Source organism: Kitasatospora sp. NPDC086009 (genome assembly GCF_044540385.1).
GTDB lineage: Bacteria > Actinomycetota > Actinomycetes > Streptomycetales > Streptomycetaceae > Kitasatospora.
On the sequence record NZ_JBITSA010000001.1, the window covers coordinates 565,809 to 591,421 of the forward strand.

The window sequence follows — 25,613 nt, forward strand, 5'->3', positions numbered from 1 at the left end:
GCCGCACCGCCCACCGTCCTTCAGGCCCCTGCCCCGCCCCGGCCGAGTCGGCCCACCAGGCCGAGTGGGCCATGTGGACCGCGCGGGCCGCGTGGGACCGCGCGGGCCGGGACCGAGTCAGCTCCGGCGCCCCCAGCGCCGGCCCTTGCCCTTGCCGTCGCCCCGGTCGTCCGACCCGCCCTGGGCGTCCGTCCTGCCACGGCTCTCCGGCCCGTCGGGGCCGGCCGGAGGAGCGGCCGCGCCACCGCGCGGGTCCTGCGGCGCCGGGTCGGCGGGGCCGCCCTGCTCCCAGCGGGCCCACTCGTCGCGCGAGCCCAGCAGGGTGTCGGTGAGGCTCGGCAGGTCGTCCATCGGCGTCTCCTCGGCCCAGGAGGGCCGGGGGCGCGGTTCGGCGGCGGGCTGCTCCTCCACCGCCGGGAGCTCGCGGGTGCTGTCGACCGGCGTCTCCCGCCCGGCCGGGCGGGCCGGGCGGGTCGGCTCGACCCGCGGCAGCACCTCCGTCCGGTCCGCCGGACGGGTCGGCTCCACCCGCGGCAGCACCTCCGTCCGGTCGGCGTGGTCGCGCCGCCCGGCACCCGGCCGGTCGGGGTCCGCCGAAGGGACTCGGGGCAGCACCGCCGTCTCGTCCGCCGGAGCGGTGGGGACGACCGGTAGCTTCGCCGTCGCGTCGGCCTCCGGAGCCCGGGACGCGGAAGCGCCACCGGCTCCCGCGGCGCCGGCCGCCTCGGCCGCCCGGACGGCCGCCCGGCGGTCCCGCTCGGAGATCTCCTGGGTCGCGTCCTCGGGCTCCGGCACGATCCGCAGCTCGGTGGTCACGTCGTCGGCCGGCGGAGCGGGCCGGTCCGCCCGGTCCGCCGCGCTCTCGGCGGCGGCAGCGGCCGCGGCGAGCGCGGCGGCCTGCGCCAGCCGGGCCTCCTCGGCCCGCTGCAGCGCCTCCTCCGCGCGCCGACGCTGCTCCTCGCGCTGCAGCTCACGCTGCCGCTGGAGCTCCGCCTGGGCGGCCGCCTCCTCGGCGAGCCGCCGGCGCTCGGCGGCCTCGGCGGCGAGCCGGGCCTCCTCGGCCGCACGCTGCCTGGCCTCCTCCTCGGCCCGCCGGCGGGCTTCCTCCTCCGCCTTGCGCCGAGCCTCCTCGGCCGCCTTGCGCGCCGCCTCGGCGGCGACCCGCTCGGCCTCCTCCTTGGCCAGCCGCTCCTTCTCCGCCTGTTCGGCGCGGAGCTGCTCCAGCAGCTCCAACCGCTTGCGCTCGGCCTCCGCCTCGGCCGCGCGCCGGCGGGCCTCCTCGGCGGCGCGGCGCTCGGCCTCCTCTCGGGCCAGCCGCTCCTGCTCGACCCGGGCGGCCTTCTCCTGCTCGGAGAGCGGCAGCTCGCGGTCGAGCCGGTGGCGGATCGCGGTGGTGACGAAGCCGGGCTGCTGGCTGCCGTCCACGACCAGGTACCGGGCCGGGTCGGCGGCGGCCAGCGAGAGGAAGCCGGACCGGACCCGCTGGTGGAACTCGGTCGGCTCGGACTCCAGCCGGTCCAGCGCCTCGGTGAACCGCTCCCGGGCCCTGGTCGGGTCGACGTCGAGGACGACGGTCAGGTCGGGCACCAGGCCGCCGGTCGCCCAGCGCGAGATCCGGGCCACCTCGGTGGCGGCCAGGTCGCGCCCGGCGCCCTGGTAGGCGATCGAGGAGTCCATGTAGCGGTCGGTGATGACCACCGCGCCACGGGCCAGCGCCGGGCGGATGACGTTCTCGACGTGCTCGGCCCGGTCGGCGGCGTAGATCAGCGCCTCGGCGCGGTGCGACAGACCGGTGTTGCCGACGTCCAGGACGAGGCCGCGCAGCCGCTGCCCGACCGGGCTGCCGCCGGGCTCACGGGTGAGCACCACCTCGTGGCCCTTGCCCCGGATCCACTCGGCGAGCGCCTGGGCCTGGGTGGACTTGCCGGCGCCGTCGCCGCCCTCCAGGGCGATGAAGAAGCCGGTACCGGTGGTGCGGTGCGGGGCCGGACCGGCGGCGCCGCGCACGGCGTCGACGAGGTCGCGGCCGAACGGGGCGGTGCCCCGCCGGTCGTCGGTCTTGAGCAGCACGACGGCCGCGAGCACCAGCGTCAGCAGCCCCGCGGTGGCCACCGCGAGGGCCGCGCCGCCGTGGATGAAGGTGAACGAGCCGGGCTCGACCGTGCCGTACTCGACCTCGCCGTAGGCCGCGGCGATCAGCGGGACGAGGATCAGCGCGCCGCCCACCACGGCCCGCAGCACCGCGTACAGGTGCTCGTCGACCTTCGGGAGCCGCGCCTCCTCGACCTCCTGGGCGAGCAGCGAGCGCCCGGCCGAGACGACGATCCCGGCGGCCAGGCCGGCCAGCACGGTCAGCAGCAGCACCAGGACGAAGTCCAGCACCAGGCCGGCCAGGATCAGCGCGACGCCCTCGGTCAGCAGCGCCAGTGCGAGCAGCCGGCGGCGGGAGAGCGCGGGCAGGGTGGCCCGGGTGAGCCGGGAGCCGAGCGCCGGGGTGCCGACGGCGGCGAGCACCAGCAGGCCGTAGCCGATCGGCCCGGCCCGGTGCTCGGCGGCGGTCAGCAGCGCGAGCGCCGCGACGCCCGCCATCGAGGCGAAGGCGGCGGCGACCGAGAAGGTGAAGTAGGGGGCGGCGCCGGTGCGGCCCTTGCTCAGCGCGGGGCCGGGCGTGGCGTCGGTCGGCGCGCGCAGGCTCCGCAGCGGGGAGTGCGGAGGGGCCACCGTCGGACCGCCGGGCAGCTGCTGGAGGTACGCCCGGACGGCCGAGACCGTGAACAGGGCGGCCGCGCCGAGCGCCGCGAAGGTGGTCTGGTGGACGCGCAGCCAGTCCGAGCCGAGGGCCGCGAAGACGTTGTTGACCAGGGTGAGCGCGACCAGCGCGGCTGCCGCGAGCGGCACGGTGGCCCAGCCGGTGCGGCGGTCCAGCGTCCGCACGCTCTCCAGGTTGGCCGCGGACGGACGCTGCTCCCCGGGGGGCGCGAAGGGGTTGGCCGGCGGCAGCAGGCCTGGTACGGCGGCGCCCTTGGCGATCGCCCAGACCCGCTCGGCCGCACCGGTCACGAAGACGGTGGCGAGCAGTACGTAAGTCGCGGCGGCGGAGGGCCCGGAGTCGGAGCCCAGCCAGACGATCCACCAGGGCGCGACGCCGATCAGCACGGCCCGCAGCGCGTCGGCGCCGAGCAGCGTCCAGCGCCGGTCCAGGCGGCCGCTGAGCAGCCCGTGCACCGGGCCGAGCAGGGCGGCGCCGACCAGCAGGGTGGCGGCCAGCCGGGCCGCGAAGACCGCGGCGACGGCGAAGGCGAGGCTGCGCGGCAGGTCGCCGAACTGCCCGCCGAGGGCGGCCGCGATCACCGTCAGCGCGAGCAGCACCAGCAGCCCGAGCCGGTCGGCGGTGCCGCCGATCAGCTGGGTGGTCCAGAGGCGGCGGTAGGGGCGCAGCCGCAACAGTGCCCGGGCGCGCTCACCGGGGGTTCCGGCGGGCGCGACCTCCGGCAGGTCGGGCGTGCCGGCTCTGGCGGCACCGCCGGTGCCGGGGGTGGGCTGCTCCTCGCTCGTCATACGGTCAGCGTAGCGGTCGGCACCGGTGGGAAAAGAGGGGTGCGGGCTTCCGGATGCCCGTCATTGCAGGGTTGTGACGCGCCGCGCACACGCTCGCCACCCCGCGCCGGAGGTGCTCGCGCACCGGTCGCCCAGAGACCTCGGGCCCGCGCCTCCGAAGAGGGCGCGGGCCCGGTGCCGCTGGTGGAGGGTCAGCCCTCGTCGACGGCGGCGGTCTTGCTCGCGGCGGCCTTCTTGGTCGTCGTCTTCTTCGCGGCGGCCTTGGTCGTCGTCTTCTTGGCCGTGGTCTTGGCCGCGGCCGTCTTGGTGGTGGTGGTCTTCTTGGTGGCGGTCTTCTTGGCCGCCGCCTTCTTCGCCAGGGCCTTCTTGGCCGTCTTCTTCACCGGCCCGCGGGCCCGCTTCTCCGCCAGCAGCTCGTAGCCGCGTTCGGGGGTGATGGTCTCGACCTCGTCATCCTTGCGCAGCGTCGCGTTGGTCTCGCCGTCGGTGACGTACGGGCCGAACCGGCCGTCCTTGACCACCACCGGACGCTCGCTGACCGGGTCGGTGCCCAGCTCCTTGAGCGGCGGCGCGGCCGCGGCCCGGCCGCGCTGCTTGGGCTGGGCGTAGATGGCCAGGGCCTCCTCCAGGGTGACCGTGAACATCTGCTCCTCGCTGGTGAGCGAGCGGGAGTCGGTGCCGCGCTTGAGGTACGGCCCGTAGCGGCCGTTCTGCGCGGTGATCTCCACGCCCTCCTGGTCGAGACCGACCACGCGAGGCAGGGACAGCAGCTTCAGCGCGTCGTCGAGCGTGACGGTGTCCAGCGACATCGACTGGAGCAGCGACGCGGTCCGCGGCTTCACGGCGTTCTTGCCGGTCTTCGGCGTGCCCTCGGGCAGGATCTCGGTCACGTAGGGGCCGTACCGGCCGTCCTTGGCGACCAGCTGGTTGCCGCTGACCGGGTCCTGACCGAGCTCGAAGTCGCCGCTGGGCTTGGCCAGCAGCTCCTCGGCCAGCTCGACGGTGAGCTCGTCCGGCGGCAGCTCGTCCGGGATGTCGGCGCGCCGGCCGGGCTCGCCCTCCACGGTGGAGGCGCGCTCGACGTACGGGCCGTAACGGCCGACCCGCAGGGTGAGGTCGTCGCTGATCCGGAACGAGCTGATCTCCCGGGCGTCGATCGCGCCGAGGTCGGTGACCAGTTCCTTCAGACCGCCCAGGTGGTCGCCGTCGCCGTTGCCCGCCTCGGCGGCGCCGCCGGTGGCGTGGCCCTCGCCCTCACCGAAGTAGAAGCGCTTCAGCCACGGCACGGACTGCGCCTCGCCCGCGGCGATGCGGTCGAGGTCGTCCTCCATCCGCGCGGTGAAGTCGTAGTCGACCAGCCGGCCGAAGTGCTTCTCCAGCAGGTTCACCACGGCGAAGGAGAGGAACGACGGCACCAGCGCCGTCCCCTTCTTGAAGACGTAGCGGCGCCCGATGATGGTGTCGATGATCGAGGCGTAGGTGGACGGGCGGCCGATCTCCCGGTCCTCCAGCTCCTTGACCAGCGAGGCCTCGGTGTAGCGGGCCGGCGGCTTGGTGGCGTGGCCCTCCGGGGTGAGCTGCTCGGCGGACAGCGGGTCGCCCTCGGTCACCTGCGGCAGCCGGCGCTCGCGGTCGTCCAGCTCGGCGTTCGGGTCGTCGGCGCCCTCGACGTAGGCCTTGAGGAAGCCGTGGAAGGTGATGATCTTGCCCGAGGCGGAGAACTCGGCGTCCCGGCCGTCCGCGGAACGGCCGCCGACCTTCACGGTCACCGACTTGCCGACCGCGTCCTTCATCTGGGAGGCGACGGTGCGCATCCAGATCAGCTCGTAGAGCCGGAAGTCGTCGCCGCTCAGGCCGGTCTCGGCCGGGGTGCGGAAGCGGTCGCCGGAGGGGCGGACGGCCTCGTGCGCCTCCTGGGCGTTCTTGACCTTGCTGGCGTACGTGCGCGGCGCGTCCGGCAGGTAGTCGGCCCCGTAGAGCTGGGTGACCTGCGCCCGGGCGGCCGAGATCGCGGTCTCCGACAGCGTGGTGGAGTCGGTACGCATATAGGTGATGAAGCCGTTCTCGTACAGCTTCTGGGCCACCTGCATGGTCCGCTTGGCACCGAAGCCCAGCTTGCGGCTGGCCTCCTGCTGGAGCGTGGTGGTGCGGAACGGCGCGTACGGCGAGCGGCGGTACGGCTTGGACTCGACGCTGCGGACACCGAACGAGGTCTGCTCCAGGGCAGCGGCCAGCGCGCGGGCGGCCTGCTCGTCCAGGTGCAGGGTGTTGACGCTGCCGGCCTTCAGCCGGCCGTCCGAACCGAAGTCGCGGCCGCTGGCGATCCGCTTGCCGTCGACGGCCGAGAGCCGGGCGCCGAAGGTCTCCGGGTTGGCGGCGTCGGCCGGGGTGCGGCCGGTGCCGAAGGTGGCGACCAGATCCCAGTAGGAGGCGCTGCGGAAGGCGATCCGCTCGCGCTCCCGCTCGACCACCAGGCGGGTCGCGACGGACTGGACGCGGCCCGCCGACAGCTTCGGCATGACCTTCTTCCAGAGCACCGGCGAGACCTCGAAGCCGTAGAGGCGGTCGAGGATGCGGCGGGTCTCCTGGGCGTCGACCAAGCGCTGGTTCAGCTCGCGCGGGTTGGCCACCGCCTCCTGGATCGCGGTCTTGGTGATCTCGTGGAACACCATCCGGTGCACCGGCACCTTGGGCTTCAGGACCTGCTGGAGGTGCCACGCGATGGCCTCGCCCTCGCGGTCCTCATCGGTGGCGAGGAAGAGTTCGTCGGACTCGGCCAGCAGCGACTTCAACTTGCTGACCTGCGACTTCTTGTCCGCGTTCACCACGTAGATGGGCGCGAAGTCGTGGTCGACATCGACGCCGAGGCGGCGCACCTCGCCGGTGTACTTGTCCGGGACCTCGGCCGCTGTGCTGGGCAGGTCCCGGATGTGCCCGACGCTCGCCTCGACGATGTAGCCGGGGCCAAGGTAGCCCTTGATCGTCTTCGCCTTGGCCGGCGACTCGACAATGACGAGTCGCTGTCCGTGCGCGGTCTCGCTGCTCGGGGACACCTTCGCTCTTCTCTCCCGGTCGTTACGTGAGCTGGTCGGCGCCGGCAGCACAGGCTGCGCTCCGCCCGACCCCTCCACCGTCCCGGGGGCGCCGCTGCACGACGACCCCACCAGCGGAGTGTGACCGTACCCCGGCCACCCTTGTCAAACGGAAGGATCCTGCTTTTTCACCGGCAAGGCCGACCGACGCCACTCGAACGGTAACCCGATGATGGAGGATCGCGCCCCGTGGAGGGGGGCTTCGGCGGGTTTCGAAGGATGGAATGACGGATTTCAAAATCTGTCAACGGAAAATCGACACCTCGCGGCGGGCGGAGCGGGGGTGGGACAGGGCTCAGCCCGTGAGGCCGGCGGCGATCAGTACCGCCCCCGCGGCCACGCAGCCGGTGCCGAGCGAGGTCCAGAGCAGATCGGCCACCGCCGCCCGGCCGGTTTCCGCCGCCGCCAGGACCGCGCGGCTCGGCCGCCGAGGATCGTAGGAGATACGGACGGACGCCCCGGGCGCGAAGCGGGCCGGCCGGCGCAGCGGGGTGTGGCCGCGCGGGCGGGTGATCACCAGCTCGGCGCATCGCCCCGGGCCGGAGGCGCCGGTGACGGCCGGTGCGGAGAAGGAGAGCAGCGGTGCGCTGTCCAGCTCACCGTGGGCGTCGGCCTCGGCGACCACCGTGGCCACCGTCGGCACGCCACGGCGTCGCACCAGGTGGCGAAGGCGCACTTCGGACGCGCACCAGAGCAGCAGTGCGCCGCCGAAGAGCGCGAGCACCGCGCCGCCCGCCGTGGCCGTCGTCGTGTCCACCCCTTGCCCCCAGCTCTGTCCACAGCCTGTGGACAGAGCTTCACAGCCCGGGGCCAACGCGGGACAGCCGTTCGGCGACCGGCGGGCGAACCAGGAGACACCGGGAGATGAACCGGCAGGGGCTCGACCCGGCCCGTTCGGACCGGATCGGGTCGTGCCGGACCGAGCCGTGGCGGACCGTCGGACCGCGCCGGGCCGTGCCGGGTCACGGCAGGCCGTTTCGAGCCACGGCAGGTCGCGGCGGGGCCGCCTTCGGGCTTCGACGCGAGCCGAACGAACGAGGGCACCGGCGGGTGGCGGACGGACACCGGGTGTCGGCCGCGGGTGGGCGGCCGACCGGGCGCCGGGGGCGGCGGACCCGCAGGGCGGCCGGCCTGCGGGGCAGCAGGCCCGCGGGGCCGCGGGGCAGCTCCGGGGCCGTTACTCGACCGGTCGGATGAACCCCTGCTCGGTGAGGAGCCGCAACGACTCCGGCACCCGGTCCCGCAGGACCACCCGGTCCTCGCCGAGCAGCTGCGCGATGGCGTCCACGATCTCGCCGGCCGACAGCGTCCCGTCGCAGACCCCGGCGAACCCGGCTCCCACCGTGTCCACCTTGGTGGCCCGCCGCATGCCGCGGTTGTGGCGCAGGATCACGTGCTCCGGGTCCTCCGCCCCGGGTGCGCCGACCTGCTCCTGGACCACCTCGTCGGCCAGCACGTACCGGGCCGCGAGCAGCCCCGCGTCGTCGTGCGTGCGCAGGTAGTCCTGCCGGTCGAACCACTCCTCGATGTGCGGGCCAAGCGGCTGCTCGACCGGGTGCGGCCACTCCTCCACCCGGACGGTCGGCCGCTCGGCGCCGCTCGCCCGCAGCGTGATCCAGCCGAAGCCGATGCCCTCGACCCGGCCCGCCTCGAAGGCATCCAGCCACTCGCCGTACCGGGCCTGGTAGTCACCGCCGGCGCCGCGGTGGTCACCGCCGTCGCGCAGCCACAACTCGGCGTACTGGGCGACGTCCTGGACCTCCCGCTGGACGACCCAGGCGTCCAGGCCGGTGCCCGCCACCCAGCCGGCCAGCCGGTCGTGCCAGTCCTCGCCCTTGACGTGCTGCCAGTTGGCGAGCAACTGGCAGTAGCCGCCCGGCTCCAGGTGCGCGGCGGCGGAGCGGACCAGGCTGCGGCAGAGGTCGTCGCCGGCCATGCCGCCGTCGCGGTAGGTGAAGCGGCCGGTGGGCGAGATCACGAACGGCGGGTTGGAGACGATCAGGTCGAACTTCCGCTCCCCGACCGGCTCGAAGAGGCTGCCGGCGGCGGCGTCGGTGTTGTCGAAGCCGGAGAGCGCGAGCGTCAGCTCGGTGAACCTCAGCGCCCGCGGATTGAGGTCGGTGGCGGTGACCCGCTGCGCGTGCCGGGCGGCGTGCAGGGCCTGCACCCCGGAGCCCGAGCCGAGGTCCAGCGCGGCCCGGACCGGGCGGCGCACCGTGATGTTGGCCAGCGTCGTGGAGGCGCCCCCCACCCCGAGCACCAGGTCCTTGCGGGCCACGCCGTGCGCGGTCTCGCCGGAGCCGATCCCGCCCGCGCCGCCGACCGCGCAGCCCAGGTCGGAGACCACCCAGGCGTCCGAACTGGGCAGACCGGAGACCTCGTTGGCGTACGGGCGGACGTCCACGGTGGCGCGCACCTGGTCCCCGTCCGCGCGCAGCCAGCCGTCGGTCAGACAGTCCTCGACCGGCAGCGCGGCGGCGGCCGCCTTGTACGGCACGGGCTGCTGCAGCAGGAACAGCCGCACCAGCGTCTCCAGCGGGCTGCCGCCACGGGTCGCGCGCAGCGCCGGGACGGCCTCGCTGCGCGCCAGCGCCGCGTAGCCGGTGGGCCCGAGCAGGTCGAGGCAGCCGTCGGCGGTGTACGCGGCGGCGAGCAGCGCCTCACGGAACTTGGGGAGGCGGGTCGGGTCGAGAACGGGGCTACTGATCACCCCGCCATTGTCCCCCCGGCCGCCGGGCCCGCTCCCCGCCGGGGCCGCCCGTGCCGGGGCCGGGCCGCCGACCCGCCCGCGCCGAGCACGGCCGGGCGGGACCGGCTCCGGACGGGGACGAGGCTCCGGACGGGGTCGGCTCCGGACGGGGTCGGCTCCGGACCGGTCGGGTCAGCTCGCCGAGGGCGCGGGGCTGGACGCGGCGGGGGCGGGCGGGGCCGAGGTCGCGGCCGGGTCCGTCGCGGCCTGGCTGGCCGCCGGGCTCGCGCCGTCGGTCGCGCCGGGCGCGGGGGTGCCGGTGCTGCCGCCGGCCGTCGGCGTCCCGCTCGCTCCGGCGGTCGGCGCCGCGGCGGCCGAGCCCGGCTTGCAGCCCTCCTGCTTGGCCATCGCGGCACCGAGGTCGCCGCGCTGCAGCTTGGCCTGTGCCTGGGTGGAGAGCGAGGCCAGCTTCTGCACCTGGTCGGCGACGCTGCGCAGCCCGTCGGCGAACTTCGCCTGTTCGTCGTTGGGCAGCGCGTCCAGCTTCTTCTGGACGTCGAGGTACAGGTCGGCCGCCTTGTTGAGCTCGGAGACGGTGTCCTTCTGGAGGTTCCCGCCCTCGTCGACCTTGGGCGCACCGGCGGAGTCGATGGCGGCGGCGATCTCCTGGTTGGTCTTGGCCAGCCGCCCAATGTCGGCGGAGAGGCGCTTCTGCAGATCGGCCGGGGCCTCACCGGTCTTCACCTGGCCGGTGTCCGCCAGAGCGGTCTGCGCCTGGGCGATCGGGTCCTTGGCCGCGCCGCAGACGTTCGCCGCCCAGGACTCCAGCTGCTTGCTGTTGTCGTCGCCGCAGCCGACGGCGCCGAACGCCAGCAGCGCGCCGAGCGCGGGTACGGCCAGCAGTCGCTTGTTCACCGGGAGAAGCCCTTTCGGTTTCGGTCGTCGAACTGCGAACCTACACGGCCGCCACCCGGCCCCCGGTTCCCGCCCGTACCGGCCCCGATCGGCCTCCCCGGCCTGGATCGGTCGCTCCCCTCCTTCGGGCGGCTTTCCCCGGCCTCGGGGGGCCCTTACGGCGGGAGGCGTACCGGGCCGGGGATATGGACTCAGGCCGACCTGGTTCAGGCCCGCTCGACCCTGACCGGGTCGTTCGGGCGGACGGTGCGCAGCACTTCGGGATCCCCGTCCAGGGAGCCGAGGATGTTGCAGGGGCTGGCCAGCCGACACTCGCCGTCCCGGGAGATCGGCGTCGGCCCGAAGGGCAGCGCGAGGCTGTCACCGTCCGTCCAGAACGCCACGGTGCCCGGCTCGACGACCTGCCGGGCGTCGTCCTCCCGGGGCACGCTGACCGGCGTCCCGAAGTACACCTCCTCGCCCCAGGTACTGGCCGACGAGCTGATCGGCAACGCACCCCAGAGCGCCTGGGCGGTGGGGGTGGCCGTGAGCGTGGCGAGCGCCTGACCGGCGGGCCACAGGATGCGAATCCGCATGGGTTCCCTCTTCTACGACAGACCCGATCACCGATCGGGGCCGGTCGTGCCGAGAGCAGGGAACCGTCGGATTCAACAGTTTGTCAATGCGCTCCCGCCAGGCGGACTCCCCGGCTGCGGCCGTGGCGTCGCGCGAGGGACGTGTGCGGCAACCGGTCGGCCGTCACGACGGCGGCGCGGCCGCAACGGCGCGCGAGGACCACGACAGCGGCCACCGCCGTGGTCGGCGGGCAGCAGGAACCGGCCGGACGGGAGGGCCCGGTCGGCCGTCGGCAGTCGCCGGTCAGAGTGCCATCGCGTCGACCGAGACCGGCCAGCTCATCCGGATCAGGCCACCGCTCGCTCCGCTGGTGACCTCCAGCTCCTCCACCAGTCCGGTGATCACGGCGAGCCCCAGGGTGTCCTCGTCCGGATCGCCTTCGGCAGCACCCGGGGCCGGCACGGTGGCGGGGCCCGCCTCGTCCTCGACCTCGATGAGGAAACGCTTCTCCTGGTCCGTGAGAGCGACCCTCACCGCACCGGTGATGCCACCGCGCTGGTGCAGGCCGACCGCACGGGAGCACGCCTCACCCACGGCGAGCCGGACCTCGTCGAGCACCGACTCGTCGACCCCGGCTCGTCTTGCCACAGCCGCGGCGACCAGCCGGGCCGTACGGACATGCTCGGGAAGCGCGCTGAATCGAAGTTCGACGGTTGCCATCTCTCCCCCTCGGGGTGCCCGGCCGAGGCCGGGCATGCGGGCCCCTGCGAACCGGTCCCACCGGCTCCGGGGCGGGCCCGGACGGGCCGGGGCCACACGGGGCCCCGGCACGCCGGACACGTGGATCGGACGGGTCGACACGAGGCCGGCCCGGCCTGGTCAGTCGGTCGAGTTGACCGCGTCGTCCACCGAGGTGTGGATCGGGAAGACCTTGGTCAGGCCGGTGATACGGAAGATCTTCAGAATGCGCTCCTGGTTGCACACCAGACGCAGCGAGCCCTCATGGGCCCGCACTCGCTTCAGACCGCCCACCAGCACGCCCAGACCGGTCGAGTCGAGGAAGTCCACGCCCTCCATGTCGACGACGAGGTGGTAATTGCCGTCGTTGACGAGCTCGACCAACTGCTCACGCAGCTTCGGGGCGGTGTACACATCGATCTCGCCGCCAACCTCGACGACCGTGCGATCGCCGACTGTACGGGTCGACAGGGACAGGTCCACGGAACCTCCAGCACCTTGCCTTGCTACGTCATTGCGATCTTCGGCCGGACGGCCGTCACCGCATGGTCGCGTACCCCGGACGCGCCCAATCACGCGTGGCGAGCCTCAGCGCTGCGACCCCCGGCCGTACGGCCGTCACGGCCACATTCAACCACCTGCGACCATGACCGCACGATGGCTTACGACGATTCTCCGTCACGCCGGTGACACACTGGGTCCTCATGCCGCCCCGTCACAGCCTGCCCGAGGCACTGCTCACGACCCTGTCCACCACCCGGGGGCGGTCGGACCGGCTCACCCATACGGAGCACCTTCCCGCCCGACCAGCACGTTATTCACCGTGGCCCGACTCGATCCGACCCGAGATCGTCGCCTCCGCCCGGGAGCTGGGCGTGGAACGTCCTTGGGCCCATCAGGCAGAAGCGATGAACCTGGCCAAAAGCGGCCATACTGTGGTGATCGCCACAGGAACCGCCTCGGGCAAGTCGCTCGGCTATCTGGCGCCGGTGCTCAGCGACCTCCTGGACGGGACCGAGGCCCGCAACGGCCGTGGCGCCACCGCGCTCTACCTGGCCCCGACGAAGGCGCTCGCCGCCGACCAGCGGCGACGGGCCGCCGAACTCGCCCCGCCCAGGGTCCGGCCCGCCCTCTACGACGGCGACACCCCGCCCGAGGAACGCGAGTGGGTCCGCCAGTACGCCTCCTACGTGCTCACCAATCCCGACATGCTGCACCGCGGCATCCTGCCCGCGCACGCGCGCTGGTCCTCCTTCCTCAAGACGCTGCGCTACGTGGTGGTCGACGAGTGCCACAGCTACCGGGGCGTGTTCGGCTCGCACGTCGCCCAGGTGCTGCGCCGACTGCGCCGGATCTGTGCCCGGTACGGCTCCTCCCCGACCTTCCTGCTGGCCTCGGCCACCACCGCCGACCCGGCCGCCACCGCCCGGCTGCTCACCGGGCTGCCCGCCGAAGCCGTCACCGAGGACGCCTCACCGCGCGGTCCGATGGTGTTCGGGCTCTGGGAACCGCCGCTCACCGAGAACGTCGGCGAGCACGGGGCCCCGGTCCGCAGGACGGCCACCGCCGAGGCCGCCCACCTGCTGACCGACCTCGTCGAACGGCAGACCCGCACCGTCGTATTCGTCCGCTCCCGCCGGGCGGCCGAACTCGTCGCGCTCCAGGCCCAGGACCAGCTCGGCCGACCGCTCGCCGACCGGGTCGCCGCCTACCGCGGCGGCTACCTCGCCGACGAGCGCCGGGCCCTCGAACGCGATCTGCAGTCCGGCCGGCTACTCGGCGTCGCCTCCACCTCCGCTCTCGAACTGGGCGTCGACATCTCGGGTCTGGACGCCGTCCTGATGGCCGGGTACCCCGGCACCCGGGCCTCGCTCTGGCAGCAGGCCGGGCGGGCCGGGCGCGAGGCCCAGGGCGCCCTGGCCGTCCTGATCGCCCGCGACGACCCGCTGGACACCTACCTGGTGCACCACCCGGAGGCGCTCTTCGCCACGCCCGTCGAAGCCACCGTGCTCGACCCCGACAATCCGCACGTCCTCGCCCCGCACCTGTGCGCGGCGGCCGCCGAACTCCCACTCACGGACAGCGACCTGGACCTGTTCGGCCCCTCCGCGGGCCCGCTGCTGCCCGTCCTGGAGCGGCGCGGGCTGCTCCGCCGCCGCGGTGGCGGTTGGTACTGGACCCGCCGCGAACGCGCCGCCGACGCCGTCGACCTGCGTGGCAGCGGTGGCAGCCCGGTGCAGATCGTCGAGGCCCCGACCGGCCGGCTGCTGGGCACCGTGGACGCCTCCGCCGCCCACACCACCGTCCACACCGGGGCCGTCCACATCCACCGGGGACGCAGCTACCTCGTCCGGGACTTCGACCTGGACAGCTCCGTCGCCCTGGTCGAGCCGGCCGACCCGCCGTACACGACGGCCGCCCGCGACATCACCTCCATCTCGGTGCTCTCCACCGACACCTCCCACGCCTGGGGCGAGGGCCGGCTCAGCTTCGGTTCGGTGGAGGTCGTCAACCAGGTGGTCGGCTACCTCCGCAAACGGATCTCCACCGGGGAGATCATGGGCGAGACCAAACTCGACCTGCCGCCCCGGATCCTGCGGACCCGGGCGGTCTGGTGGTCCGTCACCGAGGACCAGCTGCTCGACGCGGACATCCCGCTCGACCAGTTGCCCGGGGCCGCCCACGCCGCCGAACACGCCTCCATCGGCCTGCTGCCGCTCTTCGCCACCTGCGACCGCTGGGACATCGGCGGTGTCTCGGTGCCGCTGCACCCCGACACCGAGCTGCCGACGGTCTTCGTCTACGACGGCCACGCGGGCGGGGCCGGGTTCGCCGAACGCGGCTTCCAGCGCGCCGTCCAGTGGCTGACGGCCACCCGGGAGGCGATCGCCGCTTGCGAGTGCGAACGCGGCTGCCCGTCCTGCGTGCAGTCGCCCAAGTGCGGCAACGGCAACGAACCGCTGGACAAGGCGGCCGCCGTCCGACTGCTGGACATCCTGCTCGCCGGAGCACCGGCGGCCGCCGGGGCCGAGGCCCCGAGCGGGGACGGAGACGGGGACGGGGACCGAGACGGGGACGGGGACGGGGACCGAACGCCTCACGAGCCTCAGGGCGACGGTGACCCGGGGGCGGGGGCCGGGGCGGCCGAGCCGTCCGCCGGGGACTCATGAGCCGCCTGCCGTCGCACTGACGCCCTCGTCCGCGGCAGCAGTCGTAGCAGCAGCCGCGGCACGGATCGGCCCGGCTCGGGAACGGGCCCGCGCCGGCCCGATCGGCAGATCCACCGGAAGCCGGCCGATCGACACCTCCGCCACCACCTCGACGGCGTCCGCCTCCCGGTCCACCGTGCAGGACACCAGGGCGGCCGCCTGTGCCCGTGCGATCCCGGCGGCCCGGGCGCACCCGCCGTCCAGGTCCAGCAGCAGCCGGTCGGCCGCCGCGAGGGCCGCCAGGTCGGCGGCGGACTCGGCGCGGTGGCGGGCGCCCACCACCGCGCCGACCGAGAGGACCGCGGCGAACGTCGTGCAGCCGAGCACCGCGAACGCGACCAGCCAGACCGTCGCGGATCCGCCGTCGGTCGGGCGCCCGACCGCCGCACGGGCGCCCCGGGCCCTGGCCACCCTGCCCATCACGGCCGCCCCAGGGATCAGGAGGGCCATGGACCCGCACCCCCGCCGCCCGTCAGGGTGTCCTCCCGCGCCGCCACCGCGGCCGCGCCGAGCCGTACCGAGAGCAGACCGGCGAGCCGGCCCGGGGCCGCCGAGGGCGCGTCCACCGTGACCCGGACCGTGTCCGCCTCGACGGCCACCCGCACAGCCGCCCCGGGCGGGGCCGCCGCCTGGGCGATCGCGGCAGCGTCCTCCTCGCCACGCGCGGCCGCGCGGGCGCCCACCCGCGCCGCGTCGACGCAGCGGATCTGCGCGGCCGCCGCGAGCACTCCCCAGATCAGCATCACGGCGAGCAGGACCAGGGCCGGCATCGCCACCGCCGTCTCGGCGGTGACGAAGCCCGCGTCCCGGCGACGGAGCCGGGTCACCCCGGCTGCCCCGGACGTCCTGGCTGCCCCGAATGCCCCGGGAGGCCTGCCGGCCCACCGGCCGTCACGACGCATGGAGCGCCCGGGTGATGACCTCGGTCAGCGCTTCGACGATGGCCGTGCTGGTCACCACCTTGTACAGCACGGCGGCCAGCGCGCACGCGGCGACCGTGCCCACGGCGTATTCGGCGGTGGTCATTCCGGCGTCCGACCTGCCCCGGGCGCGAGTTGCCCGTCGGATCCGGACGGCCGCCCAGCGACTCCGCCGGCGACACACCCCGAGCAGGCGCCGGTACGGTCGGCTGTTGTCGGCGGGCCGGTGCGCGATCAATGCAGTCATGGATTCTCTCCTTGGGATCCTTGCCGCTCAGGACCGACTCGCGGCCCGGGCGGTGCTTCGAGTTCGACAGCGGAGGTTTTGAGGTCGTCGATTCAGATCGACCGGGCGAAGCCGGCGGTGAGCCCCATGACCACCGGGACGACGCTGATCAGTACGAACGCGGGGAGGAAGCAGAGCCCCAGCGGCGCCGTGGCGAGTACGCCGGCACGGCGGACGCTGGCGTGCGCCGTACGGGCGGCGGCGGTCCGACGGGCCTGCGCCAGCCCGACCAGCGGCCCGGCCGCCGGGGTTCCGCTCAGACTCGTCCGGACCAGGCAGCGCGCCAGCGGCGCCAGGGCCGGGTGCTCCTCACCCAATCGTCTCCAGCAGAGCTCCGGCGGTGCCCCCAGAGCCAGTTCGGCCGCGATCGTCACCAACCGTGGCCCCATCGGCGCGGCGACGCTCCGGCCGACCGCCGCCACCGCCGCGGCGGGCGAGGCGGCCGACCCGAGGCAGGCCGCGAGCAGCTCCGCGGCGAACGGGAGTTGCCGGGCGAGCTGTTCCTCCTCCCACGCGGACAGCCGCTCCGCCGGGGACCGCGCCCTGGTCAGCCACCGGTGCAGACCCACGGCCAGCAGGACGCCCGACCCCAGGCCTGGCCCACCGCCGAGCACGGCGGCCATGGCCGCCCCGGCGCAGGCCGCCACCACGGCCCGTCGCGCACGCACCATCGCGGCGATGCCCGGTGCGGCGGACCCGGCGCTCCGGAGGTGGCCCTCTCCCCCGCTGGCCGGCCGCCCGGCCCAGGTCGGCCGACGCCCCCGCGCCGTGGGCCGGCCCGGCCGACCGGGCCGGGAGCGAGCACTGGACCGGCAGCCGCCGGAACGGAGCAGCGCGACCGCCCTCCGGCGGCCGGTCCGCCCCCTCGACCACCGCCGCAGGAACAGCGCTCCCGCCCCCAGCCCTGCCAGGAGGGCGAGCCGCTCGGTACCGGGCGTCACGCCGAAGCCGCCTCGGCACGGAACGAACCGCTCGGCCGACCGGGCCGGGCCCGCGTACGGGAGATGCCGCACCGCCACCCACCGTCCGGCCGGCCGCCGACTGCGCCGCCGCCTCCGGGCTCGGCCACGGCCCCGGACCCGACCGTGGCCCCGGCGGCCGTGCCTCCGTCGCCCAGCGGGCCCTCCAGGGCGCCCCGGGAGGCAGCCCGGACGATCCGGGCCGTCCAGGCCGCGCCGAGCCCCTCCAGCGCCGCTCCGCCCGCCAGGCAGGCGAGCCCGGCCGGAGTGTGCAGCAGGACGGTCAGCGGCCGGGCCCCGAGCGCCGCGCCGAGCAGCAGCCCGGCGACGGGCAGCGCCGCCAGGACGGCGATCGTCGTCCTCGGCGCGGCCAGCTCGGCCGCGATCTCCTCCGCCAGCGCCCGTTCGGCCCGCAGTGCCTCGGCGACCCCGTCCAGCCCGGCGGCCAGCCCCGCGCCGCCGTCGGACGTGACGCGCCAGCAGGCGGCGATCGCGGTCGCCCCGCGGCCACCCGGCAACTCCGCCAGCGACTCGAAGGCACCGGGCACATCTCCGCCGTACCGGCCGGCCGCGAGCCGGGCCACCGGCTCCAGGCCGATCCGGTGCAGGGCCTCGTCGTCCTCGGCGATTCGCGTGGTCACCAGGTGGAGCGCCTGCTCGGGCGTGGCGCCGCTGCGCAACTCCCCGGCCAGTGCCGCGCAGAGGTTCACCACTGCGGCGGCCCGCCGACCGGCCTCCGCCTCCACCGCGCGACGCAGCCGTCGGCGCCGCAAGGGAAGGAAGGCCAAGCCCGCGACCAGCACCGGCACGGGCGAAGCCGTCACCTGGGCGACTCCCAGCCCGCCGGGCAGGAGGAGCAACTCCGGCGTCAGCCAGTCCGGCCGTCGCGGCCGCGCGGCCGAACCGGATCCGACCGCCTCGGGGCTCGACCAGGGCCACCGCCACCGGGCCATCGGCACGCCATCGCTCCCACCCCCTCCCCCACCCGTCCCACCGACGAACAGGAGCCTGGACCGCCTGACTCCCACCACCTGGCGCTGGAGAGCGCTCCACCCCACCGTGGCCACCACACAGAGCATCGCCACCCAGCACAGCTCGATCTGATCTCTCGTCATCCCGCTCACTCCTTTCGCCGTTCACCCTTGCCGCGCCACAACCCCAGCAGCCCGGCCGCACCCACCGCGCACCCGCAGACCAGCAGACCGAACGCCACCTCGACCGCCCCCGGGATCACGACGGTCCTCCCGCGAGCGCCGCGCCCACCGCCACCCCGCGGGCCGCGAGCAGCCGCAGAAGCCGGTCCCGGCCGGCTCCGGGCACGGTGGCCCCGCCCGCCGTGAACGCCACCGCCGCAGTCGTGACGGCCAGCCCGTCGCGGTCACCGGACAGCGTGTGGATCTCGGCGACCCGGCGCCTCCCGGAGGCCGGCTCCCGCACCAGGTGCACCACCACGTCCAGCGCGGCCCGGAGTTGGCTGTGCAGCGCCGCCCGGTCCAGCCCCGCGAGCGAGCCGAGCGCCTCCAGCCTGACCGGGACGTCCGCCGCGGCGTTCGCGTGCACAGTGCCGCAGCCACCTTCGTGTCCGGTATTGAAGGCGGCCAGCAGGTCGGAGACTTCGGCTCCGCGCACCTCCCCCACCACCAGTCGGTCGGGCCGCATCCGCAACGCCTGGCGGACCAGATCCCGCAGGGTCAGCTCACCGAGCCCCTCCTGGTTGGGCGGTCGGCTCTGCAGCCGGACCACATGCGGATGGGCCGGTCGCAGCTCGGCGGAGTCCTCGACGACGACGATGCGCTCGCCGGGCCCGGCCAGCCCGAGCAACGCCGCCAGCAGCGTGGTCTTGCCTGTGCCGGTTCCGCCACTGATCAGCAGGGAGAGCCGGGCCCGCAGGATGCCTGCCAGCAGTTCGGCCCCGGCGGCGGGAAGCGCACCACCGGCCACCAACTCGTCGAGCGTGAACGGGCGGGGCCGGCAGACCCGCAGCGAGATGTGGGTGCACCCGGCCGCGATCGGCGGCAGCACCGCGTGCAACCGGGTGCCGTCCGGCAAGCGGGCGTCCACCCAGGGCCGCGCGTCGTCGAGCCTGCGCCCGGCCGCCGTGGCGAGCCGGTGGGCCAGCCGACGGACCGCTTCGGCGTCGGCGAAGCGGACACCGGTGGCCCTGCGCAGACCGCCGCCCCGGTCGACCCAGACCTCGTCCGGCCCGTTGACGAGTACGTCCGTGACATCGGGCGCCGACAGCAGCCGGTCCAGCGGGCCCGCACCCACCAGCTCGGCGCGCAGCGAGCGCACGGTGTCGAGGACTTCGTCTCCGCCGAGCGGCGGCCGGGTCGCCCGGAGCACCGCCGCGACGGACCCGGCGGTCGGCGCGGCGCCCGACTCGGCCAACCTGAGCCGCACCGCGTCGACCAGCGCCGCCGTCCGCTCCTCCCGAGCCGTCCGCCCGTAGGGGGGCGGCTCGGGCTGCCGGCCGGTCTCCGCCGGCCCGGCCGCCGTCACCACGCTGCGCAGCGGCCGGCGCTCCCGCGCACCGAGGCTGCGCCCGGTGGCGTTCGCCCTTCCCGTACCTCCGAGACGAACCATCAGTACACACCCCCGCCCACCGCCGGCACCGGCGGCAGCACCTCGTCCAGGAAGGTCTCGCAGAAACGCGCCAGCGGGCCCTCCGTACGGATCCCCGGCGGTACGCCCTGCTCGGCGTCGGCGGCCAGCCCGGGCTCCCGCTCCAACTCCCCCGCCAGGTGGAGCCGCAGCCCCTGCGCGATCCGGTGGGCCGGGAGCCCGAAGGGCCGCAGCGGGCGCACCACGGCCCGTACGTCGTGGAGCCGCATCCGGACGGATGCCGCGACCCGGTCGGCGGCCGCGACCGCGCGCAGTTCGGCCGGCACCACCAGGAGCGCCAGGTCGGACTGCTCCAGCGCCTGGCCGGCGGCCGGGTCGAGCCGGCGCGGCACGTCGACCACGACCAGCCCGCCCCTGCGCCGGGCGGCGGCCAGCACGCTGCGCATGGCTTCGGGCGGCACGGCGAGCGTGTCGCCGCGGTCCCAGGACAGGCAGGAGAGCGAGGTCAGCCGTTTGAGCACCGGAAGCGCCTTCGCGAGTTCGGCGCCGCTGACCCGGCCCCGCGAACCGGCCAGGTCGGGCCAGCGCAGGCCGCCGGCCGTCTCACCGCCGAGCAGGATGTCGAGGCCGCCGCCCAGCGGATCGCCGTCGACGAGCATGGTCCGCCGGCCCGTGCGGGCGGCTGTGACCGCGAGCGCGCAGGCCAGGGTGGAGGCACCGGCCCCACCCCGGCCGCCGAGGACGGCGACGGTGAGCGCCGAGGTGCCGATGCCCTCGGTGGCGTCCGCGATCCGGTCGAGCAGCCAGGCCTCGGCGTCCGGCAGGAACAGCACGTGCTCGGCGCCGAGTTGGACGGCCCTGACCCAGATGCCCGGGTCGTCCAGGTCGAGCCCGAGCAGCAGTACCCCGGTGCGGCGGGGGAGCCCGGCACAGCGCTCGGCCTGGTCGTCCCCGACGAGTACGAGCGGTGTGCTCTCCCAGAGCCCGCGCGTCGGCGGGGCACCCCGGATCAGCTGCGGCTCGGTACCTGCGGCCGCGCACAGCCGCAGCAGGTGCTCGGCCAGGCCGTCGTCCTCGGTGACGACGAGCGGGCCGGTGGTCGCCGGGCCGTCCGCGGCGGCGTGGTCGGTGAGTGGTGTCGACATGACGGTCTCCCCTGTACGGCGCCCGTACCGCTCGCGCTGAGCGGTACGGGCGCGCATCCGGATGGACGCGGCGGGCGACCGCGCGGCCGGCCCCATGGGGTCCGACCGGCAACCGCTGCCGTGCATCACGGTGGGGGGTGATCCGGATTCCGTCAGCCCCGTTCCGATTCCCTGTGGACAACTCGGGGCTGTGGATAACTTCGTTCACTCGGACAGGGGGCTATTGAGCAATGAATTGACGAAACGGGCTCACCGAGAAGAGTCGGAACATCACGCCGAGGCTGATCGACCCGGCCTCCACCGAGGCCTCCCGAACACGCTCCGGGGTTCTTCGCGCGCTCTTCGAAGCATCCCGAGGGCGTCTTCGTGGGCAGAGGGCCGGCGTACGGCAACCTGAGCAACTGGCTACCGAGAGTGATGAAAGCGGACCGGTGCATCCTCGATCCGACACCCCTTGTAGATCGCCACCGGGCCGGGCGCGGAATCCTCCGCAGCAGCCGTTCAAGCCCTGAAAATGGCCCCGGACGTGCGACGACCCCCGCCGGGGGGGAGAGCGGGGGTCGTCTATCCACAGCCCGACTCGGGGGGGAGGAGCCGGACCGGGTTAGCACGGTCGCGAACGATCCGTGACTTCCATGGTGTACCCGAGCGGCCAGAAACACAAACCCGCGCGGCCATGAGTACGCCGAATGGCGGGCTGTTTTCCAGCGCCCTCTATCCTCGGTTCCCGTGGACACCACCGAGAACGCCGACGAGTACGCCGACGAGTCCCCGGACTCCACCGCCGAGACTGCCAAGACTGCCAAGACTGCCGGGATCGCCGAGACCATCGAGACCGCGGAGGCCGCGGAGCCCGCCGGGACGACCGGGACGACCGGGGCCGCGGCGTCCTCGAAGTCCTCGGCGGCCACCGGGACCAAGGGGGCGGCTGTCGAGAACAGCGACAACCCCGCGGCGGACGGGAAGGCGGCGGACGGGAAGGCGGCGGACGGGAAGCGCGGGAACTCCGGCGCCGGCCCGGATTCCGCGGCGGCCGAGCAGGACGGCGCCACCGCGGCCGAGGAGCCCGGCGCTCCCGCGGCGGCCGGCCTGCCGGTCACCCGCACGCGCCCGGCAGGCCCCAGGACTGCCGCCTTCTTCGACCTCGACAAGACGATCATCGCCAAGTCGAGCGCCCTGGCCTTCAGCCGGCCCTTCTACCAGGGCGGTCTGATCAACCGTCGGGCCGTCCTGCGCAGTGCTTACGCCCAGTTCGTCTTCCTGGTCGGCGGCGCGGACCACGACCAGATGGAGAAGATGCGCGAGTACCTCTCCGCGCTCACCCGGGGCTGGAACGTCCAGCAGGTCCGCGAGATCGTCGCCGAGACCCTGCACAACCTCATCGACCCGATCATCTACGACGAGGCCGCCTCGCTGATCGAGCAGCACCATGCCGCCGGGCGCGACGTGGTCATCGTCAGCAGCTCCGGCTCCGAGGTGGTCGAGCCGATCGGCGCACTGCTCGGCGCGGACCACGTGATCGCCACCCGGCTGAAGATCGAGGACGGCCGGTACACCGGCGAGATCGACTACTACGCCTATGCCGAGAACAAGGCCGCCGCCATCCGGGAGTTGGCCGAGGTCGAGGGGTACGACCTCGCCCAGTGCTACGCCTACAGCGACTCCTCGACGGACCTGCCGCTGTTGGAGGCCGTGGGCCACCCGTCCGCCGTCAACCCGGACCGGGCACTGCGCAAGGAGGCGGTGGCCCGCGAGTGGCCGGTGCTGGTCTTCGACCGTCCGGTGGAACTGCGGCGCCGGCTCCCGGAATTCTCCGCGCCGAGCAGCTCGGTGCTGACGGCGGTGGCGGTCGGCGCCGCGGCGCTGACCGCCGGTGTGATCTGGTACGTGGCGCGCCGCCGCCGTCCGGCGGCCTGAGGGCGCGTGGCCGGCGGCCGGCGCACCGGGTGGGCTGACACTCGACCCGTGCGCCGGGCGCCTGTCGCGCGCGCCGTCCCAGCCTGCCGAAAGTAGCTCCCCTCAAAGAGGTACTTACCCGGGCCCTTCGGATAGAACGGGCAAAAGCCGAAGACTTCTCGATTCGGGTTCCCCTTTCCCCCGAAACGCGATACAAAGGAAGCACGGCCCGCGAGACCCGGTACAGGACCGAAGAGGTCAAACCGACAACGCAGTTCAGGCCCCACGGACCGCACGTACAGATAGTCGAGCACCCACATGCAGCCGACCCGCTGTCGGGCCGCCGCACCAGACGAACGGGCAGGATCCCCGTCTGATGGGCACTTCCGGTGCATGCATGGTCACCCGGCACCTGTACCAGCGGCGGCACCCAGGCAGGATCGGGTGCCGCCGCATCCTTGCTCTCACCGCCCGCCGAACCGCCCGCGTCGCCGAAGCCGGCCGACCTCGCCGGGCCCGGCCCAGGACGCGCCCGGCCGGACCGCGCCCCCGGACAGGTCAGACCATGCCGCGCTGCATCGCCTCGCAGACCGCCGTGCTCTCCCGCACGCCCAGCCGCAGCGCCCGGCCGCAGTGGCCGATCCAGGCCGCCAGGCCGTCCGGCGTGCCCGCCAGGTAGCCGGCCAGCGCGCGCCGGTAGGTGTCCGTGCCGAGTTCCGCGAAACCGACCTCGGCCGGGCAGATCGACTTCGGGTCGAGCCCCTCGGCGATCAGGACGATCCGCTGCGCGGCGCGCGCGATCACACCGTTGTACGAGCCGAACGGACGCAGCGCCAACAGCTCCCCGTGCACCACCGAGGCCACCACCAGGGCCGGCGTCCCGACGCCCTGGCCCTCGGCGCGGGCGACCAGCAGCCGGGAGAGCTGGTCCAGCCGGGCGGCGACCTCCTCGGCCCCGGGCGCCGGTGGCGGTTCGACCGCCGGCCCGGCCGGAGCCGCCTCCACCTCGACGCTCTCCACCGGCTTGAGTTCCAGCGGGAACAGGTCTTCCACACCCTCCCCGGCCCGCCTCGGCCGACCCGCCGCAGGGTCGGCGTCCCCGACCGCCAGCAGGTGCAGCCGGGCCAGCACCTGGAGCGGCGAGTACCGCCAGATGCTCAGCAGCTGACCGGCCTCGGCCGCGATCCGCAGCGCGGCGCCGACGGTGCGGGACTCCTCGTCGGCGCTGAAGTCGCTGCGGCGCCGGACCTCCTCCAGCGGCCAGTCCGCCCCGGCCAGCGCTGCCGAGGCACGGGCCCCACGCAGCGCGGCTTCGGAGGTGACCTCGGCCGCGCGGCGGCGCATCACCCGGTGGCCGTAGAGCCGGTCGACGGCCTTGCGCACCTCGGCCACCGCGTCGGGCACCCCGGGGAGCTGGGCCAGCGGGGCGAGGGGATCTGTTCCTGTGCTCACCTACCCGAGAGTAATGAACGAGGGCCCCCTCCCGGAACAGCAACCCCGCATCACCCGTTCGAGGCAATCCTCACTTCCCTCCGCCGGTGAACCCGAAACCACGGATAGCATGGCCACTATCGGAGACGATAACGATTTCCACTTCAGGAGATCGTCGGCCTCGGCGCAGCGCGGACGCGACCCGCAAGGGGCGCGCGGAGCGGCCCGGCAGAGGCCCCGAGCAGGCGGCCCCGAGGTCGGGCCCCAGAGCGAGAGCGGGAGTCCCAGTTGAAGATCGCCTTCGTCGGCAAGGGCGGCAGCGGCAAGACCACGCTGTCCTCGCTGTTCATCCGCCACCTGGCCGCCGCGGGGCGCCCGGTCATCGCCGTCGACGCCGACATCAACCAGCACCTCGGCCCCGCCCTCGGCCTGACGGACGCTCAGGCGGCGGAGCTGCCGTCGCTCGGCGCCCACCTGCCGGAGATCAAGGAGTACCTGCGCGGCGACAATCCGCTGATCCGGTCCGCCGAGGAGATGATCAAGACCACGCCGCCCGGCCGCGGTTCGCGCCTGCTGCGGATCGTCGAGGAGAACCCGGTGTACGCGGCCTGCGCCCGTCCGATCGCGCTCGACGAGGGGTCCGTACGGCTGCTGGCCACCGGCGCCTTCACGGAGGAGGACCTCGGGGTGGCCTGCTACCACTCCAAGGTCGGCGCGGTCGAGCTGCTGCTCAACCACCTGGTGGACGGCCGGGACGAGTACCTGGTCACCGATATGACGGCGGGCTCGGACTCGTTCGCCTCCGGGCTGTTCACCCGCTTCGACCTGACCTTCCTGGTGGCCGAGCCGACCCGCAAGGGCGTCTCGGTGTACCGCCAGTACAAGGACTACGCCCGGGACTTCGGCGTCCGGCTGCGCGTGGTCGGCAACAAGGTGCAGAGCGCCGAGGACCTGGAGTTCCTGCGCGCCGAGGTCGGCGACGACCTGCTGACCACCTTCGGGCAGTCCGACTGGGTGCGCCGGCTGGAGCGCGGCGCCGAGCCTCCGCTGCGCGCCCTCGAGCCGGGCAACCGCTCCGTGCTGGAGCAGCTGCGCGCCGAGGCCGACGCCGCCCACGAGCGGCGGGACGCCCTCCGCTACACCGAGCAGGCCGTCCTCTTCCACCTCCGCAACGCGGAGAGCTGGGCCAACGCCAAGGTCGGCATCGACCTCGCCACCCAGGTGGACGGCGACTTCGTGCTCGGCGGCCAGCGGCCCGCCCCGGCCGGCGCCCACGCCTGACGGCCGATCCCGCCCCACCCTCGGACGCCGCGCCGGAGCGCGTCCCGGTCGCACGCCCGCCCCGCCGCCGCCCATGGGCCGTGGCTTCCCCCGCCCCCGGGGAAGCCACGGCCCATTTGCGCGTGTTCGACGCCGCCACGGGCGCCACCAGCAGATTTCCGTCCGTTCGAACACCACCCAATGGGGTGAATCAAGGGCGCTGGACCTACCGCCCGAGATGACGCTGTGCAAAGCTTTCATTACCCTCGGTTTACCGAGTCTTGATGGTCCTCTCTGCGGCCTGGTCCTCCCCGGCTTCTTGGAGGCCCCTTGATGGTCCACGGCCCGGCCGGTGACACCCGCAATCCCCGCCGCGCCCCACGCCATCCCGCCACACC

Annotated in this window: 19 protein-coding genes; 3 read left to right on the top strand and 16 right to left on the bottom strand. The window is 74.5% G+C overall.

Going from position 1 to position 25,613, the window contains the following annotated elements:
• Window positions 1-117: 117 nt before the first annotated feature.
• The 8 genes from tmk to bldG form a co-directional block, all read right to left on the bottom strand.
• The gene (tmk, locus tag ACIF6L_RS02670; protein WP_396485926.1) at window positions 118-3,558 is read right to left on the bottom strand and encodes a dTMP kinase; all 3,441 of its coding nucleotides are present in this window, start codon (window positions 3,556-3,558) and stop codon (window positions 118-120) included.
• Between the two features lie 191 nt (window positions 3,559-3,749).
• Entirely contained in the window at window positions 3,750-6,611 is a 2,862-nt protein-coding gene (topA, locus tag ACIF6L_RS02675; RefSeq protein WP_396485927.1) for a type I DNA topoisomerase, read from the bottom strand.
• A gap of 334 nt (window positions 6,612-6,945) precedes the next feature.
• Entirely contained in the window at window positions 6,946-7,407 is a 462-nt protein-coding gene (locus tag ACIF6L_RS02680) for a DUF3592 domain-containing protein (protein WP_359804144.1), read from the bottom strand.
• A gap of 420 nt (window positions 7,408-7,827) precedes the next feature.
• A complete protein-coding gene (locus ACIF6L_RS02685) occupies window positions 7,828-9,360 on the bottom strand; it encodes a methyltransferase (protein ID WP_352291047.1) in 1,533 nt (510 codons plus the stop codon).
• A gap of 171 nt (window positions 9,361-9,531) precedes the next feature.
• Entirely contained in the window at window positions 9,532-10,254 is a 723-nt protein-coding gene (locus tag ACIF6L_RS02690; protein ID WP_396485928.1) for a hypothetical protein, read from the bottom strand.
• A gap of 206 nt (window positions 10,255-10,460) precedes the next feature.
• Window positions 10,461-10,829 carry a cyclophilin-like fold protein gene (locus ACIF6L_RS02695; protein WP_352291048.1) on the bottom strand — a complete coding sequence of 123 codons (369 nt, stop codon included), beginning with the start codon at window positions 10,827-10,829 and terminating at the stop codon, window positions 10,461-10,463.
• Window positions 10,830-11,112: 283 nt separating this feature from the next.
• Window positions 11,113-11,529 carry an ATP-binding protein gene (locus ACIF6L_RS02700; RefSeq protein ID WP_329488498.1) on the bottom strand — a complete coding sequence of 139 codons (417 nt, stop codon included), beginning with the start codon at window positions 11,527-11,529 and terminating at the stop codon, window positions 11,113-11,115.
• A gap of 159 nt (window positions 11,530-11,688) precedes the next feature.
• Window positions 11,689-12,030: an anti-sigma factor antagonist BldG gene (gene bldG / locus ACIF6L_RS02705; protein ID WP_148644090.1), complete on the bottom strand. Its 342-nt coding sequence runs from the start codon at window positions 12,028-12,030 to the stop codon at window positions 11,689-11,691.
• Between the two features lie 221 nt (window positions 12,031-12,251).
• Between bldG and ACIF6L_RS02710 the strand changes: the two genes are divergently transcribed.
• Window positions 12,252-14,717, top strand: coding sequence for a DEAD/DEAH box helicase (locus ACIF6L_RS02710; protein ID WP_396485929.1), 2,466 nt, complete (start codon window positions 12,252-12,254; stop codon window positions 14,715-14,717).
• On the opposite strand, the gene ACIF6L_RS02715 is transcribed toward ACIF6L_RS02710, so the two are convergent.
• The 7 genes from ACIF6L_RS02715 to ssd form a co-directional block, all read right to left on the bottom strand.
• Window positions 14,712-15,206: an Rv3654c family TadE-like protein gene (locus ACIF6L_RS02715; RefSeq protein WP_396485930.1), complete on the bottom strand. Its 495-nt coding sequence runs from the start codon at window positions 15,204-15,206 to the stop codon at window positions 14,712-14,714. The two genes, ACIF6L_RS02710 and ACIF6L_RS02715, sit on opposite strands and share 6 nt — an antisense overlap.
• Window positions 15,194-15,526 carry a TadE family type IV pilus minor pilin gene (locus tag ACIF6L_RS02720; RefSeq protein ID WP_396486181.1) on the bottom strand — a complete coding sequence of 111 codons (333 nt, stop codon included), beginning with the start codon at window positions 15,524-15,526 and terminating at the stop codon, window positions 15,194-15,196. The genes ACIF6L_RS02715 and ACIF6L_RS02720 overlap by 13 nt, the downstream gene beginning before the upstream one ends.
• A gap of 121 nt (window positions 15,527-15,647) precedes the next feature.
• Window positions 15,648-15,782, bottom strand: coding sequence for a DUF4244 domain-containing protein (locus tag ACIF6L_RS02725; RefSeq protein WP_396485931.1), 135 nt, complete (start codon window positions 15,780-15,782; stop codon window positions 15,648-15,650).
• 233 nt (window positions 15,783-16,015) lie between these two features.
• Complete coding sequence (locus ACIF6L_RS02730; protein WP_396485932.1) at window positions 16,016-16,633, bottom strand: type II secretion system F family protein; 618 nt, start codon at window positions 16,631-16,633, stop codon at window positions 16,016-16,018.
• 266 nt (window positions 16,634-16,899) lie between these two features.
• Window positions 16,900-17,745, bottom strand: coding sequence for a type II secretion system F family protein (locus tag ACIF6L_RS02735; protein ID WP_396485933.1), 846 nt, complete (start codon window positions 17,743-17,745; stop codon window positions 16,900-16,902).
• A gap of 406 nt (window positions 17,746-18,151) precedes the next feature.
• Entirely contained in the window at window positions 18,152-19,504 is a 1,353-nt protein-coding gene (locus tag ACIF6L_RS02740) for a TadA family conjugal transfer-associated ATPase (protein WP_396485934.1), read from the bottom strand.
• Entirely contained in the window at window positions 19,504-20,628 is a 1,125-nt protein-coding gene (gene ssd / locus ACIF6L_RS02745) for a septum site-determining protein Ssd (protein ID WP_396485935.1), read from the bottom strand. Before ssd ends, ACIF6L_RS02740 begins: the two co-directional genes overlap by 1 nt.
• A gap of 1,089 nt (window positions 20,629-21,717) precedes the next feature.
• Here ssd and ACIF6L_RS02750 point away from each other — a divergent pair.
• On the top strand, window positions 21,718-22,545 hold the full coding sequence (locus ACIF6L_RS02750) for an HAD family hydrolase (RefSeq protein WP_396486182.1): 828 nt from the start codon (window positions 21,718-21,720) through the stop codon (window positions 22,543-22,545).
• A gap of 537 nt (window positions 22,546-23,082) precedes the next feature.
• Here the strand turns inward: ACIF6L_RS02750 and ACIF6L_RS02755 are convergent.
• The gene (locus tag ACIF6L_RS02755; protein ID WP_396485936.1) at window positions 23,083-23,976 is read right to left on the bottom strand and encodes an oxidoreductase; all 894 of its coding nucleotides are present in this window, start codon (window positions 23,974-23,976) and stop codon (window positions 23,083-23,085) included.
• A 267-nt stretch (window positions 23,977-24,243) separates the two neighbouring features.
• Between ACIF6L_RS02755 and ACIF6L_RS02760 the strand changes: the two genes are divergently transcribed.
• Window positions 24,244-25,236, top strand: coding sequence for an ATP-binding protein (locus ACIF6L_RS02760; RefSeq protein WP_396485937.1), 993 nt, complete (start codon window positions 24,244-24,246; stop codon window positions 25,234-25,236).
• The last annotated feature ends 377 nt before the right edge of the window (window positions 25,237-25,613 follow it).